We start from the raw sequence: 18,557 nt of genomic DNA on the forward strand, positions 1-18,557 counted from the left end.
GTTTTCACACCAGAGATTTCAGTATGAAAGGTAGTTTAGAGGTTCTAAAAAAAGTAATTATCTATGGGCTTGGAAAGCCTGATGGTTCAATGATTATTGAGTTATTTAAAAATTTAGGAGTTAAAGAGGAACTTGAAATTATTGCTAACTCAATCTGCTTTCCCTCCAGACATTTGGTAAGTATCCATGAATTACAGGAAGGGCTTCCCAAATCATCTACCCCAGGAAGAGTTTTTTCAGTTGAACAACGCGGTGATAGCATTCTCCTAAACATCGATGGCTTAGCTCAAAGTGATCAGTTTAATAAGCATATGATGTATATTTTATATACAAAAATTTTAAAAGCCTGGTTCAAAAAAAGTAAAACAGGGGATTTTTATTCTCCTTATACTCCCCCAATCGAGATTGAGCATCTGGCACGTATAGAACTTATCAATCGTTTCAAAAGCATAGAGTTTCAATCCCTTTTACCTTTGGCCAATTTAATTTGTGGGTTACTTGCTGAGGGGCGTATTCCTTCTATAAACAGTGAAGAAGAGCTTTCAGCATCTTTTGCAGAACAGCGCTTGCATGAGGCAATTGATTATTACGAACAGGCTGCTGTTGATGCAAAATTTACAGATTTTGTTAACTATATTGTGAAAGATATCAAGACAAAAACGGTTTTTTCTTCAGTGCAAGAAAGACTTAGCAATGTTGAGTGCTTAGCACCTGTGGAGTGTGCAGCAGTGGCTAGTAGCAGTTGTACTATGTGAATAATCCATATGGTCTCACGGCCATTAATAAAGCAAGCACAGGCCTCGAAGCGTAACATTGTGCAAGGCTTCGAGACAGCCTAAAGGCCTCCTCAGCCCGAACGGCTTGGATATAGCCCCTTAACTGAATGGCAGTAAGCCTGGGGGAGAGGGGATAAAAGCTTATTCTATTGACAAAAAAACTAAATCCTTTATCATTCAGAGCTTAAAATAAACAGATTGTTTTATATTTCGCGAGTTCTTGTTTATGGCTGATCCTCTTAATAAAGATTCCGTTGCAGAATGTCTTAACGCAATTAATAGCTTAGTAAGTAATGAGATTAAATATTATTTGTTGCTAATCTTAAAGGCGATAAGTAAAGAAAATACCGAGAAAAACCGATTAATAGCGGCTGAAATAATTCAATTATGTAATGTTCTCTCTGAGTTTCTTGATCCAGAAATTCAAGACCATGATCATCTAACACTCATTCAATCTCATTATCAGAATCTCTCTGAGCTTTCAGGAGCCTATACTGTAGCAGTCGAAGTCGGCTATGCACTGATTAATCTTGGTTCTGCACTGCTGGGTTTTATAACAGGTGTTTTGGGGGCTCTAATTGGTGGTGTTGCAGGGCTATTTAGAGCAATTTGTACCTTAAATAATCCCTTTTATTTTCTTGCCGACGGCTTAGTGACTGGGATGTCTGTAGGTGGGGCTATAGGTTTTAGAGCGCCTAAAAAGTTGTTTAAAGATGAGCTTACAAGGCAATTGCGTTATGCATTAAATGGAGTTAGCGAATGCATGGACAAAATGACAGCTCAAATTAATCTACCTTTTTCTTATTTTGAAGACAAGGTGAGACAAGAAATCTTGGTTAACAATTTCAATAATGATAAGCAAGCCTTCGAACGATTTTTAGAAGATGAAACGAGCTTCAAAGTTGTAACCCGTTCAGCGCAGTTTTTAAGCGAGAATCTAGAGGGTTACTTAGGACATCATGCGCAAATTATTATTGATCTTCCAAATCAAATAACGCCAACCCTGATAGAATTTGCCCCAGAATCGGATGAAATTGATACAAGACCTTTTTCGCAGGTTGAGGAACCGGAACGAAGGGTAAGTGGTCAAAAGTTGGTAGAAATGATTGCCTTTCATCAACTTCTTTGGCAAACCGAAGAATGTGACATTGGCTATGTTCTCACCAAGATGAAGGGGGGAGAAAATGATTGCTTTAGTTATGTCAATAAGGTTTTGATTGGCACGAATCAAGATGCAACATCTCTCAGACGCTTCGATGACACTGAAAATTGGGTTGGCCGCAATATTGTTGGTTTTTTTGTGCAAAGACTCAGTCCTTTCTCACAAGAGGTGTTTGATACACCGAATATTGGTTGCGATTGCAGCTAAAATGAAGGCTGCTCTTTGAGAGGAGTGGCCTAAGCCACGTCTCGAAGGCTCTAGTAAGGCTTCGAGACCTGAGGTATCCCCACGAATTTGCAACTCAAAAATAGTTATTTATTAAATCATTATGCTCTTTCTTATGTCGTTCCCGCGTAGGCGGGAATCCATTTCTCAAGCAAAGGCCATCACTCTGTTTGGGAGACAGATTCCTGCCTGCGCAGGAATGACAGAAAAATAGATCAACTTATGCGATTAACATACATTTTTTTAGTCATACATCTGAATTTCAAATTCGTGGGGATACCCCAGTTCGAGACAGCGTCGCGCGCTTCCTCAGCCTGAACGGGGCATGTCTAGATGGCTTGGATAGCAGACGGGCCATCTTAGGTTGACAGCCCCACTCGAGTTGGTTTAAATTAAATCTGAGTATTTTTTAATTAACCAAGGAGTGCATATTATGTTATCTAATCCAGCAATATCCGCGATGCTCAGACAAAGACTCGTTAATCAAGGCCGTGCACTAGCTAGAAGAGGAAGTCGGAGCTATCTTTTTAGTCACTAATCCCCAACAGTCACAACATCGTTTTTTCTCAACCTCTACAGTTTCTCGACCTAGCAAGCCAAAATTCCATTTAGACGATTCACTTGCACAGCTCAATCAGCAATTTCTTGATATTCATAACCAGAAAGCAGTCAACTATTTGAAGACCATCAGGCATGTCATGATTTATTTAAATGGTAAATTGTCTCTTCTGGAGCAAAACATGGATTTCAATTATGAGGAAGTTGCCTCCTGCGACTCTGCTGCTCTTGGCTCAAGGTATCGACAATTGAAAACCTTGTCGCATATAGCTGTTACCCTCAATATCCTCATTGAAGAAGGGCAATCCCAGGATGGTCTAAAAGAGCTGCAAAAGAAATTAAAGCAGTTGATTGTGCACCATAAATCAGAGTTGTTGCCTTATCAATCCTTCCTCAATGAAACAATCCTACTAACTTATCGACTTCTAGCAAAATGGGAAGATAAATTAGCCTGTCGCCAACTTATGGCGAAATACAATAAGGCGACGAGTGAGTCCTTGAATAGCTATGCGAAGGAAGCAGCTCAGCTGCAATTGACAAGTCTAAATGAAATAGTGCAAGGATGGACAGATGATTATTGGATTCAGGCAGAGAGCTCGCGAGTACTCATTGTTTGTCCTCATGGGCCAAGGAAGGGATTAATTGAGCGACAGTTTTTTGATGATTGGCTGCTAAAACAGAAATTAGATAGGTTGGATAAGAGGCTTATCTATACGGTTGAAATGCTTCCGGAGCAAATGGCTTCTGTATCGAGTGATTTGATCTTGAGCTTTCTAAGCAAGCAAGAGATTAACAAAATGATTGGGAAACAGGTGCTTAATGATGAGGATGCTATGTTTAGAGATATTCTTGCTGAACATGCGCCAGATATCATCAATGAATTGGAGGAACAGAAAACAGGAGGTTATTGTCCTTATTCGGAGTGATCTAATAAACTAATCGCCAACGTACCGTGACTAGCGCGGTACGTGGGATCTAGGGTCTTAGTTTGACCCCTCTAAGCTGCTAGCAGCTCAAGTCGATGATCTACCAAAAGTGGATAGTACTCTTGCCACAGTTAGTTACATCTAAGTGGACTCCTCTCGAAACGCATTAGGCTTCTCAGTAACATCCCAAGCTTGCTCACCGCGTTTGCAAATCTGGCTTCCTAATTGACAATGTTAGCTGTGCATCAAATACTATCTATTTAAAAGATAGACCACCGAGGGGTTAAGGTCAAAATATAAACAATTAATGTTAAATAACTGACGTTAAATAGAGGCGCTCATGCGTAAATTTATAGGACGAGTTAAAAGCTTGGCTTTTTCGCTCTTTGTCAACAAATCTGTTGGTGCGCGAGCCTTGGTTATTCACGAAGGGAAGGTTTTATTAGTTAAGCATAGCTATACTCCGGGCTGGTATACCATAGGTGGCGCAGTTGATGCTGGTGAAACACCTATTGAGGCTGTGCAAAGGGAGCTTTCCGAAGAAGTGGGTATTCGTTGTTTAACCTTGCCAAGGTTATTCAGCGTTTATCACAATAACCACGAAAAACGTGATGACTACATCATTTTCTATTTAGTTGATAAATTTGAGAAAAACGCAGTTCGTTCTCTCGAAATCATGGATGAGCAATGGTTTGATCTGGACAATCTTCCTACAGATATTTCACCAGCAACTCACCGCAGAATTGAAGAATACCAAGGAAGTCGTATTATTGATGAGCACTGGTAGGGGAGCAGGTAGATGGAATTTAATTTAGTTATAAACCCTTACATCATGCTTTTATTGATGTGAAAAAGACAGTACGCAGTTTAGGAGTGTTTACTGCTCCACATAGGTAATTCGTAATAGGTCAGCCCCTACCCTAGTATTGAATTCCCGCAGCTTGACCGCGGGCTCTATGGGCTCAGAGTGAACACCGGAGCCCACGGTCAAGCCGCGGGAATTCGGGATGGGGGTGACCTATTACGGTAATTCTCTTTCCGTGGTTGAGGGGTTGCTGATTCGAATTAGTTTTGCGCTTGCATAGAAAGTCGAAAAGCAGAAGCGGCTTCCGCCACTTGATCAATAACTTCAGTTTCAACAGTGCTTTGATTGAACAAGCCATAGGCTGTTATCAAACCAGCAATAGTTCCTGCTGTACCACTGGCAATAACAATAGAGGCTGCGGCATAACTAGTTGTAATTGCTGATAAAAAGGCCATTGGTCCTGCCCAGGCTCCTAGTACAAAACCAATTCCAAAGCCCAGGGCTGCAACAACTACAGTGACTACAGCTGCAGCAACAACTGATAAAACAAGGTTTTTTACATAAGGTGTTTCTTCTTTCACTATGGAATAGCAATTATCTCTAAACGCTTGAATATCAGAAGCAAACTGTTTGTTGTTTTCACTTGAATATAAGGCTTCGACAAGGATAACTGCTTGTTGACCAAGCTGCTTATACCGCTCCTCGGGTAAATCGATAGCGCACTCGCCTAGGCTTTCTAGGGCTAAATACAGGGCTGATTGTGATGCTAATCTTTCTTTTGCGGTACGGAAGAGTTCTGTTTTTGTGGTTGCGACTTCGGAATTGGTCATTGCGGCTACTTTCATGGGTAAACGCTGCTTGCCAATACTCATTAGAATGTTAAAAAATGACTGCAGTGAATGATCATCCTCTGAGGAAAGACGAAAGCGTTCTGCAAAGGCTTGATTGTTGATCGATGCTAGTGTTGTATCTGAATTAACGTCCCGATCAGATTTGGTACCTACTAATAATAAAGTTGCCTCTTTATTTGTGGCACGAAACTCCTCAATGTCTCTATCGATAAGATCATTATTAATTGGAAGCGATAAATTGACGCAGTACACAGCGATATCTGCACCATTAAAAAAGACCTTGCGAAGAGATCGATACCGTTCTTGACCACTAACATCCCATATTTTCAGCTCAACCCCGCGAACAACTGGTCGGTCAAATAAACCGCCTATAGTAGGTTCAGGTTCAATTGATATAGGTAGGCTGGGATTAAACATCCTTTTAATAAGTTTGGTTTTGCCGGCTCCTTCGGCTCCAAAAAATGTAATATTTATCGTCATGGGTATTTGTTATAGGAGCAAAGTGGGCAATTATAGGGCGTTTTGTTTTAAAATGAAAGTTAGCATTTTGATAATTTGTAATAGGCATCCCCGCCGCCACTGTCATTCCCGTCACCCTAACATAGTCCGTCATCCCAAACATAGTGAGGGATGACGGGGTGTAGGGGAGATTAAGCACTAAACCCTTGCCCACGTCCCGCGAACAAGCCGCGGAACGTGGGGATTTTCTTTACTTTGTAGGGGGCTAGGATGACAGAATATTATAGCGGCGTCATAAAGCCCTTTAAGTCTGGCTTTTGCTGCAAGCGGTATTGATAAACAGCATAGAAAGCAATGATATTTTTTAGGTAATTACGTGTTTCGTGCCAAGGCAGGGTGTCTATCCAGATATCCATTTCTTTGGGTGGATGGTTTTTAAGCCAGTAATTCACCTGGCTAGGGCCAGCGTTGTAGGCTGCTGCTACCAGGACTGGATGATGGTTATATCGATTTTTTAATTGCTTTAAATAGGCCACGCCAATATTAATGTTTTTCTGAGACGCAAAAAGCTGATTCTTATCGCTATAAGTGATTTTCGCGTGTTTAGCGACAACTGAGGCTGTAGCAGGCATGATTTGCATTAACCCGCGTGCTCCGGCAGACGATACAACATCTTCTCTGAATCCACTTTCCTGACGGATAATTGCGTAGATAAATTCTTGCGGAACCTGATAATTCTTAGCGTAGAGGTTAACTGTGTCATGGTAAATGACAGGAAAACGCAGCGATAGCTGATTAGCCAACTCTTCATTACTACTTAAATAAACTGATTTTCCGTACCACTGCAGCGTGTTTGCTATCCAATAGATCAACGCGCTTTTGTCTTCCTTGGGCAGCTCGCTGATAAAATCATTCAAGAGTCTTGATGCCTGCAGTGCTTGCTTTGAATAGTAGAGTGCTTTGATATTATCTGTAAACGGCTGATAGGGTCTTAGCAAAGCCATATTATTGACTGGGTTTTCATTTTCAAAGGTTGGCTTTTTATTGAGACGCATGCTTGCTAGGAAACCATAGTAATGCCTGGATTGAGCGATAGTCTGATAAATGGGTTTAGCCTTAGCTGTTTCCCCTTTTGCTTCCAACGCTCTGGCTAACCAATATTGCCAGACAGGTTTATCTTTGTCCGGTGAATGATTGATCAGATATTCCACTTCCTCCCATTGCTGGCGTTTCAAAGCAAAGCGAATTTGCCAGTCAAGTAGGATATCGCTATAAAAAGCAGGTTTTATTTTGGCAAACCATTGCGGCTCATCCTCATGGTTGCGCATTGCTTTATAGATAGTTAAATGTACAAGAAAGGACTGTTGTTGGGCTTCGTTTAAAAACTGCTTGGTCTTAGGGGTTTCCCAATATTTCATTGTCTGATTCATGTTGGCGGCGATCATGCGTTTTAGGCCAAATAAATAGAAATAATCATGCAATTCACCAGGCTCTAATTGGGCAATTTTTGTTGGATTTTGATAGATAGCCGTTAACAATTGTTCGTCTTTGAGACGTGGTACTTTGTATTGCTTTAATAAAAAGCGAGCGAGGCCAATATTGCGTTTATCTAAGGCAAGAATAATTCGTTCAGTTATCAAGTTTTCATTAAAACTCTCGCTTTTTAATAAATAGTCAAAGAGAGTATTGCAAACCGGTGGCAAAGACGAGCCAGAGAGCCATAAGGTTTTAGCCTTAGTCAAGGCTTCATCTGTTTTCCCCTGATTGTAATTGGCAATTTGTTCAAAGCATTGCAGGTTTAGGTCGGCAGATGGTTTGTAATGTTTGGAATAATTAGCCCAATCTTTTTGCTGAGCTAAGCGGTAGAGCCATTTTTCACGTAATTTTTGTGCAAGTGGAGTATCACTATCGATGAAGGCAAAGAAGTCTTCGCCAGGCTGTTCTGGTAAATTTTGGTTCCAGGCCTGGTAAGCCATGAAGCGCTCAAGGTAGGCTTGGCCTGAGCTTGCATAGGTCAGCGGCGTTAGGTAGAAGAGGCTTAATAGTAATAATAACTTTCTCATAGGATCTCAGTCGACAGCTTTTCACGCATTATTCGGATTGTTTTAGCATAATCATCGCTAGAAAAGATAGCAGAACCAGCAACAAACTCGCTAGCGCCTGCCTTAGCTAGATGGGCAATATTATCTATGCTTACGCCACCATCGACACAAATAGCGAGAGACGGGTACTTAGCCTTTATCCGGCGAATTTTATCGATGATCTCCGGTATTAGCTTTTGCCCGCCAAAGCCAGGATTAACTGTCATTACCAGGACAAAGTCCAGATGATGGATACACCATTCAAGGCATTCAGGCGAAGTTGCTGGATTTAATACCAGACCTGCTGCGCATCCCAGTTGTGTGATCAGCTGTAAAGAGCGGTCAAGATGAATAGTAGCGTCAGGATGAATGCTGATTCGCTTGGCACCTGCCTTGGCAAATTGGTTAATCAATTCATCGACGGGTCTCGTCATGAGATGAACATCAATAGCTAGGTTGGGAAAGCGTTTATGCAAAGCCTGGCAAATAGGTGGGCCGAAAGTTAGGTTGGGCACATAGTGATTATCCATGACATCAAAATGAATCATATCTGCCCCAGCTTGAATGACATTGTTAACCTCCTCGCCAAGGCAGGTCATGTCAGCTGAGAGAAGGGAAGGGGCAATTAAATAGGCCATGACATGGAACTCCAAAATTTTTTAGGGCTTTGTTTGGGGGAGATGTAAGTGTAGATAGGGCTGACAAGTTTAGGGATATTGTCATTCCCGCGTAGGCGGGAATCTATCCACAAAGGCTGCACTACGCTAATTCCCCATGGATCCCCGCCTGCGCGGGGACGACATAAATTAAGTACCGTAGCCTGGATGCTATCTATCTATTGCCCGAACCAATAGTTAAAATTAAAGTTCAGTGTATTCGATGAAATGCGCGATCCCAGCTCTTTAATATTGCGTGTAGAGATATAGCGGTAATCCATTCCAAAAGCGAGCGTATCGGAGTAGTAATAGCTAATACCTATAATACCTTGGCCAATTGGTGTGCTCTTGTTGGTTTTGACTGTGAAATTGTAACCACTGTTGAAGAGATAAGGGACTGAGGTAGTTACTGTATTACGAATATAAGAATAGCCTATACCTAAACCAAGATAGGGAACCCAGGTTGGATCATTGTCTTCGTTATAAAAATCATAATAACCATTCACCAGGCCAGCACCTAAAGCAGTTTGCCCACTGACTCTTAATGGATTGACGAAGGTCACGTGCCTGGTAATAGTGGTTCCACCTACTTTTATGGAGGAAACCGGTGAGTAATTGAATAGAAATTGACCTTCCACGCGGAAATTACAAATTCGATAGCCTACCTGACCGCCAAAATCACCACCTACGCTATGTTCAACAGTACCATTAAGGAAGCTGTACCATCCTGGAAACTTAGAGTTAGGTAGGGTTACTAGTGGGTTGATATTAAGATTGTTAGAAGTCGGATTAGTAGCTGCAGCTATATTAAGGAGTTGCGTAGGGTTTGGTGTTCTGAGATTAATGCTTGGCGCAAAACTTAAACCACCCATCAAACCTAGGTACCAGCCATCAGCTGGGGTGACTGCAAATGTTGAGCAACTTGCAAGCATGAGACCTGCAATGGCAAATTGAGATGAATATTTCATTTGGCACCCTTTTTGTTATTTATATTGATATTCATTAAAACGATAAACCACACCCAAACTAGCTAAATTTCCTTGGAAATTCTTACCAAGATCATCAACTCTGGTGCTGCCTACATAGCGATAAGCAAGATTGAGCGCATAATTTTCAGAAAAATTGAAGGTAAAGCCAGCAGTCCCTTGATAAGCAAAGGCGCTACCAGATCCTTTAAACTGTTGACGAAATAAAAGGTTATGGTTTTTCATTGAGGTTTGAACCCAACCATAGCCAAGCCCAACACCTACAAAAGGAGAAATGCAGGGTACCATCTCTGGGAAATCGTAATAGACATTAGCCATTCCCAGTGCCGAAGATGTGTCACCGTTCACATGACGATGGCGCTGCCGAATTGGGCCAAATTGAAAGGGTTGGTGGCGTCCGGAATGAAAGGATTTTACGTCTGCCTGGATATAGGTAAATTCACCCTCATAGCGTAGAGGATGACTTTGATAGCCAAAGCGCCCTCCAACGTTGTAACCGCCGTTGAACTCTGCGCGTTCAAATTTGTTCCCGTGATAGTTTTTATTGACATTGTCAGGCAGATAAGAGTATCCACCAAATACGCTACCATACAAGCCATCTATGGGTGTGGCCGCTACTGTGAGGCCTGAGGCCAGTAAAGCAGCAGAAAAAAGTGCGATTCTCATGACATCCCTTTTTTATTATTGTTATATAAAAGCAAACCCAATGTTAGCTGTTTGCTTTTATTTTGCAAGTAGCTTTTTTAGGCAGCCATTCACCATGTTTTGAATACTTTAGAAAAGGATTATGAGAAAGCAGGGCATAGATGGCTATCTGAGCATTTTTTATAATTATTTTCGTTCAAGATGCGCCAAACATGGTTTCTCAGTGAACTTAATGATAATTAATTTTCTTACTTGTATTAGGTTGCACCGTTAGGATAAGATGGCGAAACCCATAAGGATATCGGGAGCACAAAAATGTCAAAGAAAATTATTTACAATTTAATTGAATTCACTAAGTCCATGGTTGATTTTATTTCCGATGGTTCGGAAGAAGGCCAGAAGCGGTTGGTAGGGGTTTTTGAGCAAGCGCAGTCTAAATATCAAACAGCAGAATCTATGCTGCGAAGTGTAATCACTTACTTCACTCGATACCGAGGTGATGCCTTCACTAAAACAATTACTGACTTAAAAGCATTTCCAGATCCTATTATTAGGCTGCAAGAATTTAAAAAATTTGTCAGCTTAGGAGGATGGGAATCAACTTCAGCGAATACTCGGCTGTTTACCTTTCTTATCCGAGCAATACCGGGTTATGAAAATAGTGAGGAGAAGTTATCCGATCAGTACATTCATGAAGTATTAATTCCTCCATTAAGAACATTGATTGATAAGGATATTGATTCTCTCATTAGACAATTTGCTCTGGCAAACGAACAGGCAGAGCAGCGTAAAAGAGAGTTGCGGGAAATGGCCGCAGGACAGCGGAAGACAGCGGAAGGAATAGTCCTATTTGAAAATGATGTTGAGGCTGCCGGATTTGTACAATCACATCCTGATAAACAAGTTTTTCATTTAGCAGCGCCAAGTGGCAGTCGTTCGAAATGGCAATTGACTTGGTATGACCTTACCGGAAAAGCGAATCTGTTGGTTATTAAAAGTGAATTAGAACGAACTTTGGAAAGCTTAAAATCTGCCAAACTTCCGCAAGAAAACTCAAAGCTGCAGTTCAAAATCAAAATGGAGTGCGCCAGATTAGTCGAGGAACAGCTTAGCCGAACTCAAGTATTACTTAACCCGGCCTCAGAACAATTGCGTAATCTGACCTCTGCCTATGTATTAACAAAGAATCCCAGGGAGTATCAACTGAGTTGGTACGATAGTCTTGGTGACTGTAAGCAGTTGCATTTGAGTAATTATCCCTTGTTGGCTACTTGGTTAGCTGAGAAGAAGCAACTGACAGCAGATGACTTGCCGCGTCTTAAGACCTATTTACAGCACATCTGGTTTCGCCAGGAAGTTGATAAGGTAAAACATAAGAATGTAGGCCAGGTTTTACAAAAAAATCATGGGGTTACTCTTATTTCTCACAATTATTTAGCGAAAATTCCACGCTTTAGACTTATCGTTGGTACCTACTTTTTAACGCGCGAACCTGATCCTTATACAGGGCGCTGGGTTTTGTATCAAAAACAAAAAGGGGAGGCGAATTTACAGGTTATCAATACAGATTCTTGGGAGTCATTCCATGAGGTGCTCGCAAATAATAATGCCTTATCCGCGGAACAACTCAACAGTTCTGTTGCTGAACCTTATGAACTGTGCCTAAAACCTAAGGAGTTTAATGCGGTTACTGCAGAAAAAAACAAGCTTTATATGAGCATTACTAAGGTTCGCTCAGGGGAGGAGGAGCCGAAGGCTGATGTAAATGAGGCCTCAGCTGTACCTTCGGTAATAATAACTGAGGAGTTACTGCAGTATATCGTTATAGATCCCTCGGGGAAACCCAGAGTTGATACGATCAATAAGAAAGAGTTAAAGCATGATTTTACAGAGCCTCTGACTTCAGAGCAGCTAGCTTTCTTACAAGCAGACATTTTGGCGATTGTTGCAAAGCGCGGGCATATTCTTTCTATAGCCGATAGGGTTCGTCAGGAGATTTCGCGAGCGATACACATTAGTGCTAAGAGCCAAGGCTGTGTGGCGGTGAAGGATTTTGTCCCTCAACCGAATCAGGCGACATCTTATCGTCCTGATTCCTTTGTTGTCACTAAAGTCGAAACGAAATGGCTAGTCTATTACATTGATACCTTACAAAAGCCGGTAGCTGTTAAAGCCGCTAATGTTGAGGGGCTTACTCAATTGTTTGTCCAATGGAAGGAAGAGCCTGAAGAGCTGAATCAAACTAAGCTTGCTGAGCTTGCAAAATTGATTGGCAAATACAAGCCTTCTGAACGTATCGACATGAATAGGTTTTCCGAGTTGGCGGCATGTATTGGGGCAAAGAGTTCAACATCGAAGTCTAAGGTTGCAGAAACAGCGGAATCAACGAAACCTAATGAATCTGTTAGCCCAAGGCCTTCAAGTTCTGCGACGCAACCCCTTCAACAACAGGAGCCAAGGAAAAAATTGAATGTAAATAATTATGGAATTGCTACCTTATTTGGTCATCAGGGGAGTGCTAAAGCACCAAAGATTGAGTCTGTAATTCAAGAAATGGCGGTTGACCAGAAATCGGATGATGGGCAGCAAAGGAGTTCTATTGTTATCTAGGGTAGCCTGTCATCCAGAGCGCCCCAGCCCCTTTGGGGCAAACATCGATAAAGACCCCGTCATCCCGAACATAGTGAGGGATCTCCGGCATTAGCACAGTGCTACTCTCAGGAGATGTCTCTCTACGTTTGACATGACGTACGTTTTTGGGAGCGCAGCGAAGGATCTCCTGAATGAGACACAGTGCCAATCCCGGAGATCCTTCGCTGCGCTCTGGATGACGGTCATTAAATCAACTCCATCAACTCCACAATAACCCGATCCCCCATTTCTACCGTTGACACTAATTGACCAGCAGATCTCATCAGATCCATAGTACGAAAGCCTTTCTCCAAAACCTGAGCTACTGCTTTGTGAATAAGCTGCGCTTCCCGCTCAAAATGAAAGGAATACTGCAGCATCATCGCCACACTTAAAATCGTTGCCAGCGGATTTGCAAGGTTTTTTCCAGCAATATCAGGTGCGCTGCCATGGATTGGTTCATAGAGCGAATGAAGTTCACCAAAGGATGAAGAGGGGAGCATCCCTAAGGAACCTGTCAGCATCGACGCTTCATCGGATAAAATATCGCCGAATAAATTTGCCGTGAGCAGAACATCAAATTGCCTGGGGTCGCGGATGAGCTGCATCGCAGCGTTATCGACATACATATGTGAGAGCTCGACCTCTGGAAACTCCCTAGCACCTATTTGCTCTACGGTTTTACGCCATAACATTGAGGTCTCCAATACATTCGCTTTATCAACTGAGCAGAGACGGTTTGAACGTTGTTTCGCAAGGCGAAAGGCTACTCTGGCTATTCGTTCAACCTCAGATTGACTATAGCGCATGGTATTAAATCCATACTCTTTGTTAAGACCGCGTGGTTCGCCAAAGTAAACGTCACCAGTGAGTTCGCGAACAATTATTAAATCCAGGCCTTCGATGCATTCTTTTTTTAAGGGTGAGGATTCTGAGAGTGCATTAAATAGGGTAGCCGGCCTTAAATTGGCAAAAAGCCCTAATTCTTTGCGAATTTTTAATAAGCCTTTTTCTGGCTTATTTTGACTCTCAAGCTGATCCCAGCGTGGCCCGCCTACGGCCCCTAGCAAAATACTATCAACCTGCTTAGCCTGATTTAGCGTTTCTTCTGTGAGTGGGCTGCCATAGGCATCGATTGAGGCGCCACCTATCAGTCCCTGAATGAGTTCGAAGCGGTGAGCGCTGTGTTGGTTCAGCCAGTCAAACACCTTAACCGCTTCGGCACAAATCTCAGGACCTATGCCATCACCAGGGAGAATTAGAATAGTTTTATGCATGATTAATTCCTCCGAAGTAAAGCCAGGGTTGAGCAAGGCTTTGCTTTTTCTCAAAGTCTTTAATTTGCTGCTCATAACTTAGGGTTTCACCAATTTCATCCAAGCCTTTTAACAAGATTTGGCGACGATAACTGTCAATAGGAAAAAGGATTTCTAGCGTTTCAGTACTGAGCATCTGAGACTCTAAATTTACAGTTAATAGGCTGCCCTGATGTTCTACCAGTTTTTGAATCGTAGGTTGGGATAGGGTGATTGCCAGCAGACCGTTTTTCAAACAATTGCTATAAAAGATATCGGCAAAACTTGGTGCAATGATCACCCGAATACCGAAATCAATTAACGACCAGACCGCATGTTCTCGGCTTGAGCCGCAGCCAAAATTTTCTTCGCTCAGCAAAATTTTTGTTTCTTGAAATCCGGGTTTATTCAAGATGAAGTCTGGCTGCGGGTTGTTATGCTGGTCATAGCGCAGTTCAGCAAAGAGATGATTTCCCAGACCCGTACGTTTAACCGTCTTGAGATATTGTTTGGGAATGATCATATCAGTATCAATATTGGCAATAGGTAAATAAGCCATTACACCTGTTACTGTTGAAAAAGCTTGCATGATGAAATCCTATATTTGTTTAACCTCAGTTATGGAGAAGAAAAAATCCACGAATTCCCGCGGCTTGACCCCTAGGTATCTACACAACACTAGGCTCTGGATGACGTTGCGTTAGAGTGGCCGTGGGAGTTCGATGATATTAACTGACGTACATCGCTTAGTTTTCCAGTAATGGCAGCAGCGGCGGCCATGGCTGGGCTCATTAAGTGAGTACGACCTCCGCGGCCTTGCCTCCCTTCAAAATTACGATTAGAGGTCGCGGCGCAACGTTCGCCAGGCTCCAAACGATCAGCATTCATAGCGAGACACATGGAACAGCCTGGTTCGCGCCAATCAAAACCGCTGGCGATAAAAATCTTATCCAGGCCTTCACGCTCTGCTTGCTCTTTTACTAGTCCTGAGCCTGGAACGACCATCGCATAAACCTTAGAGGCAACCTTGTGCCCCTCAATGACTGCTGCTGCACTGCGTAGATCCTCAATGCGAGCATTGGTACAGGAACCGATAAAAACCTTATCGATTTTAATTGTCTCCAGCGGTGTGCCAGCTGACAAACCCATGTAATCGAGGGCGCGTTGAATCGAATCCCGTTTAACCGAATTGAGCTCTTTTGCCGGATCGGGTATGGCTGCGTTGATGGGTAAGGCTGTCTCGGGGCTTGTTCCCCAGGTCACATAGGGGATCAGCTCATCGCCTTGCAGCTTGAACTCTTTATCAAAGGGAGCCCCTTCATCACTTTGCAGTTGACGCCAGTAAGCCAAAGCCTTGTCCCAGTCTTTCCCCTTTGGTGCATAAGGCCGGCCTTTTAGATAGCTAAAGGTCACCTCATCTGGTGCTATTAATCCTGCGCGTGCTCCTGCTTCAATGGCCATATTACAAAGGGTCATTCTGGCTTCCATTGAGAGTGAGCGAATCAAGGACCCTGTAAATTCAATAACATGCCCAGTTCCACCGGCCGTACCCATTTTGCTAATGAGGGCTAAGATAAGGTCTTTTGCCGTAACACCAAAGGGCAGGGCTCCTTCGATGCAAACGCGCATATTTTTGGACTTTTCCAAGATAAGCGTTTGAGTCGCGAAGACATGCTCGACCTCTGAAGTACCAATACCAAAGGCTAAGGCGCCAAAAGCGCCGTGGGTGGAGGTATGGCTGTCACCACAGACCAGGGTTGTTCCAGGTAAGGTAAATCCTTGCTCAGGACCTACGATGTGTACAATGCCCTGTCGCTTGTCTAAAAGTTCAATGTAGTTAATGCCTTGCTGCCGGCAATTCGCTTCTAAGGTTGTTACCTGCAAACGCGATTGAGCATCACTAATACCTCCTTGCCGGTTTTGCGTAGGTATATTGTGATCGCTGACTGCTAGAATGGTGTCTGGGCGGCGAATCCTTCTACCTGCCAGGGCAAGACCCTCAAAGGCTTGAGGGCTGGTTACTTCGTGGATTAAATGCTTATCAATATAAACAATTGAGGTGCCATCAGGTTTGTTGCAAACCTGATGTTCTTGCCAAATTTTGTCATATAAGGTTTTCATAGGAACTCCAAATTAATGTAACTCGTCATCCTGGGCATCCCGCCCCTTAGGGGCAAACATCGATAAAGCCCCGCCATCGCGAACAAAGCCCCCGCCATCGCGAACAAAGCCCCCGCCATCGCGAACAAAGCCCCCGTCATCCCGAACGTAGTGAGGGATCTCCGGGATTAGCACAGTGCTAAACTCAGGAGATGTCTCTCTACGTTCGACATGACGTTTAACTATGACGCAGCCTGTAAGCAATCCTGATCCACATCCGCTAAGTCAAAGGGCTTACCCCTCACCAGGCAGCTATAGGCTTGGATAATCATCTGGGTGATTGCGCCAACCTTAAACTCTTGCTGGCCAATCTGCGAAACAGGTGCGATTTCAACGGCACTTCCGGTAATAAATAGTTCATCTGCACTCATAACCTCATTGGGATAAATATGGCGTTCAATGATTGGCAGATGATGCGCCTTAGCAAGAGCAATAACTGTTTGCCGGGTAATACCATTCAAAAAGCAATCGGCAATGGGGGTATGGATCACGCCGTTTTTAACCATAAAAAAGTTAGCTCCGGTACATTCAGCGACAAAGCCACGGTAATCCAACATGAGGGCATCATGAAAGCCAGCTTGTTCAGCCTTGTTTTTGCTTAAAGAGCCAATCATGTATAAACCAGCCGCCTTAGCGATGACCGGTGCTGTTGAGGGGGAAGGGCGGATCCAATCAGCCCACATCAACTTTAAGCCTTTTCTCAGGGTGTTTTCGTCGGAAAAATAAGATTTCCAAGGCCAGGCAGCGATAGCAACATGCACCTTACAGGCGTGTGAGGCAACACTCATGGTTTCTTCGCCACACCAGGCAATAGGGCGAATGTAGGCGTCTTGCAGGTTATTGCGGCGAATCAGTTCTTCGGTAATTTCATTCAATTCTGCAACCGAATAGGGGATTTTAAAGCCCAGCGCCCTGGCTGAGGCGTGCAAACGCTTATTGTGCTCATGCAGTTTAAATATCTTGCCATTATAAGCACGTTCACCTTCAAAGACTGAGCTGGCATAGTGTAAGCCATGGGTTAGAATGGGTACCTGCGCCTCGTTCCAGGGAATAAATTGGCCATCCATCCAGATCAGACCTTTTTCCTGTTGCACTTTAGGACCTTGTCCTTTTGCTAAGGCAATAATATCCTCGTCACTGACTTCTTTTTGTTGATCACCTAATTCTTTAAACTGAGTAAATAGATGCTTAAACGCGACCTCATCTAAGTCGATATTTAAAGCAGCCAACTTATTGCGAAAGGCTGCACGGCCCGAGTGTTTACCCATGCTCAAGGTCGACTGGGTCAAACCAATGGATTCAGGTCTCATAATTTCATAGGTCTCGCGACATTTGAGCATGCCATCCTGGTGAATACCGGATTCATGGGCAAAGGCATTGGCTCCGACAATGGCCTTGTTTTTCTGCACGATAAAGCCGCTTGCTGCGGAGACCAGTTGCGATATAGCGGCAATATGGCTGGGGTCAATATTCATAGCAAAGGGAAATTGGTCTTGTCTGGTTTTGATAGCCATGACAATTTCTTCCAAGGCTGCGTTACCAGCACGCTCGCCGATACCATTGATTGTACATTCAACCTGTCGCGCGCCAGCACTGATTGCGGCAATTGAATTGGCAACAGCCAAGCCCAAGTCATTGTGGCAATGAACCGACAAAATAATCTTATCGATCGAGGGAACCTTGTCTTTTAAGCGCTTAATTAAATGACCGTATTCCTGCGGTGTGGTATAGCCTACAGTATCAGGAATGTTGATTGTTTTAGCTCCCGCTTTGATTGCTGTTTCTACAGCGCGCGCTAAAAAGTCGATGTTAGATCGTGTTGCATCCATGGCAGACCATTCAACATCATCACAAAACTGACGTGCTTGCTGCACTGAGGCAGCAATGACTTCTATGGCTTCCTCATGAGTGATTTTAAATTGATGTTGCAAATGCAGGTCAGAGGTGGATATAAAGGTATGTATTCTTGGTTGGGCTGCGGATTTTAAGGCCTGGACGGCTGATTCAATATCAGCAGACTTTGCTCGTGCCAGACTACAGACTCGCGCATTTTTGATGTGCTCAGCAATTTTCTGGATGCATTGAAAGTCACCAGCAGAGGCAGCAGCAAAACCTGCTTCGATGATATCAACACCCATAAAATCAAGTGCTTCAGCAATTTCAATTTTCTGAGTGATAGTCATTGTTGCCCCTGGTGCTTGTTCCCCGTCTCTTAAGGTGGTATCCAGGATAAATATCTTTTCTTTATTGTCTGTAGCCATCGAAATCCCCTAGCAAGTTAAGTGATGAACTTACTATTTTAAGCTCTTTGCCTTAGAATTTAATTTCTAAAATTGTACGA

Annotated in this window: 15 protein-coding genes; 5 read left to right on the forward strand and 10 right to left on the reverse strand. The window is 43.2% G+C overall.

Translation table 11 applies throughout. From position 1 onward, the window contains the following. Positions 1 to 23 precede the first annotated feature (23 nt). From BN1094_RS14970 to BN1094_RS14985, 4 genes are all read left to right on the forward strand, one after another. Entirely contained in the window at positions 24 to 755 is a 732-nt protein-coding gene (locus tag BN1094_RS14970; protein ID WP_141650494.1) for a hypothetical protein, read from the forward strand. Positions 756 to 1,002: 247 nt separating this feature from the next. After that, on the forward strand, positions 1,003 to 2,145 hold the full coding sequence (locus BN1094_RS14975) for a hypothetical protein (RefSeq protein ID WP_044011964.1): 1,143 nt from the start codon (positions 1,003 to 1,005) through the stop codon (positions 2,143 to 2,145). A gap of 758 nt (positions 2,146 to 2,903) precedes the next feature. Next, positions 2,904 to 3,647 (forward strand): hypothetical protein, encoded by a 744-nt coding sequence (locus BN1094_RS14980; RefSeq protein WP_141650495.1) that lies wholly within the window; start codon positions 2,904 to 2,906, stop codon positions 3,645 to 3,647. A gap of 340 nt (positions 3,648 to 3,987) precedes the next feature. Next, the gene (locus BN1094_RS14985; protein ID WP_044011966.1) at positions 3,988 to 4,434 is read left to right on the forward strand and encodes an NUDIX domain-containing protein; all 447 of its coding nucleotides are present in this window, start codon (positions 3,988 to 3,990) and stop codon (positions 4,432 to 4,434) included. Between the two features lie 278 nt (positions 4,435 to 4,712). On the opposite strand, the gene BN1094_RS14990 is transcribed toward BN1094_RS14985, so the two are convergent. The 5 genes from BN1094_RS14990 to BN1094_RS15010 all read right to left on the reverse strand — a co-directional run bounded on the left by BN1094_RS14990 (position 4,713) and on the right by BN1094_RS15010 (position 10,151). Continuing rightward, entirely contained in the window at positions 4,713 to 5,783 is a 1,071-nt protein-coding gene (locus BN1094_RS14990) for a Rab family GTPase (protein ID WP_081935173.1), read from the reverse strand. A gap of 260 nt (positions 5,784 to 6,043) precedes the next feature. Further along, entirely contained in the window at positions 6,044 to 7,825 is a 1,782-nt protein-coding gene (locus BN1094_RS14995; protein ID WP_044011968.1) for a lytic transglycosylase domain-containing protein, read from the reverse strand. Next, positions 7,822 to 8,481, reverse strand: a complete 660-nt coding sequence (gene rpe, locus BN1094_RS15000) for a ribulose-phosphate 3-epimerase (RefSeq protein ID WP_044011969.1) — start codon at positions 8,479 to 8,481, stop codon at positions 7,822 to 7,824. Before rpe ends, BN1094_RS14995 begins: the two co-directional genes overlap by 4 nt. Before the next feature lie 197 nt (positions 8,482 to 8,678). Continuing rightward, complete coding sequence (locus BN1094_RS15005; protein WP_044011970.1) at positions 8,679 to 9,467, reverse strand: outer membrane protein; 789 nt, start codon at positions 9,465 to 9,467, stop codon at positions 8,679 to 8,681. Between the two features lie 15 nt (positions 9,468 to 9,482). Further along, positions 9,483 to 10,151 (reverse strand): outer membrane protein, encoded by a 669-nt coding sequence (locus BN1094_RS15010; protein ID WP_044011971.1) that lies wholly within the window; start codon positions 10,149 to 10,151, stop codon positions 9,483 to 9,485. A 294-nt stretch (positions 10,152 to 10,445) separates the two neighbouring features. On the opposite strand from BN1094_RS15010, the gene BN1094_RS15015 reads away from it, so the two are divergent. Further along, positions 10,446 to 12,740, forward strand: a complete 2,295-nt coding sequence (locus BN1094_RS15015; protein WP_044011972.1) for a hypothetical protein — start codon at positions 10,446 to 10,448, stop codon at positions 12,738 to 12,740. A 227-nt stretch (positions 12,741 to 12,967) separates the two neighbouring features. On the opposite strand, the gene leuB is transcribed toward BN1094_RS15015, so the two are convergent. From leuB to BN1094_RS19370, 5 genes are all read right to left on the reverse strand, one after another. Then, on the reverse strand, positions 12,968 to 14,038 hold the full coding sequence (gene leuB / locus BN1094_RS15020) for a 3-isopropylmalate dehydrogenase (protein ID WP_044011973.1): 1,071 nt from the start codon (positions 14,036 to 14,038) through the stop codon (positions 12,968 to 12,970). Beyond that, on the reverse strand, positions 14,031 to 14,645 hold the full coding sequence (gene leuD / locus BN1094_RS15025) for a 3-isopropylmalate dehydratase small subunit (RefSeq protein WP_044011974.1): 615 nt from the start codon (positions 14,643 to 14,645) through the stop codon (positions 14,031 to 14,033). Before leuD ends, leuB begins: the two co-directional genes overlap by 8 nt. A gap of 89 nt (positions 14,646 to 14,734) precedes the next feature. After that, positions 14,735 to 16,177, reverse strand: a complete 1,443-nt coding sequence (gene leuC, locus BN1094_RS15030) for a 3-isopropylmalate dehydratase large subunit (protein ID WP_044011975.1) — start codon at positions 16,175 to 16,177, stop codon at positions 14,735 to 14,737. Positions 16,178 to 16,189: 12 nt separating this feature from the next. Continuing rightward, complete coding sequence (locus tag BN1094_RS19695; protein ID WP_141650496.1) at positions 16,190 to 16,420, reverse strand: hypothetical protein; 231 nt, start codon at positions 16,418 to 16,420, stop codon at positions 16,190 to 16,192. Further along, entirely contained in the window at positions 16,399 to 18,477 is a 2,079-nt protein-coding gene (locus BN1094_RS19370; RefSeq protein ID WP_081935174.1) for a 2-isopropylmalate synthase, read from the reverse strand. The genes BN1094_RS19695 and BN1094_RS19370 overlap by 22 nt, the downstream gene beginning before the upstream one ends. Positions 18,478 to 18,557 lie beyond the last annotated feature (80 nt).

The organism is Legionella massiliensis (genome assembly GCF_000756815.1).
GTDB classification, from domain to species: Bacteria; Pseudomonadota; Gammaproteobacteria; order Legionellales; family Legionellaceae; genus Tatlockia; species Tatlockia massiliensis.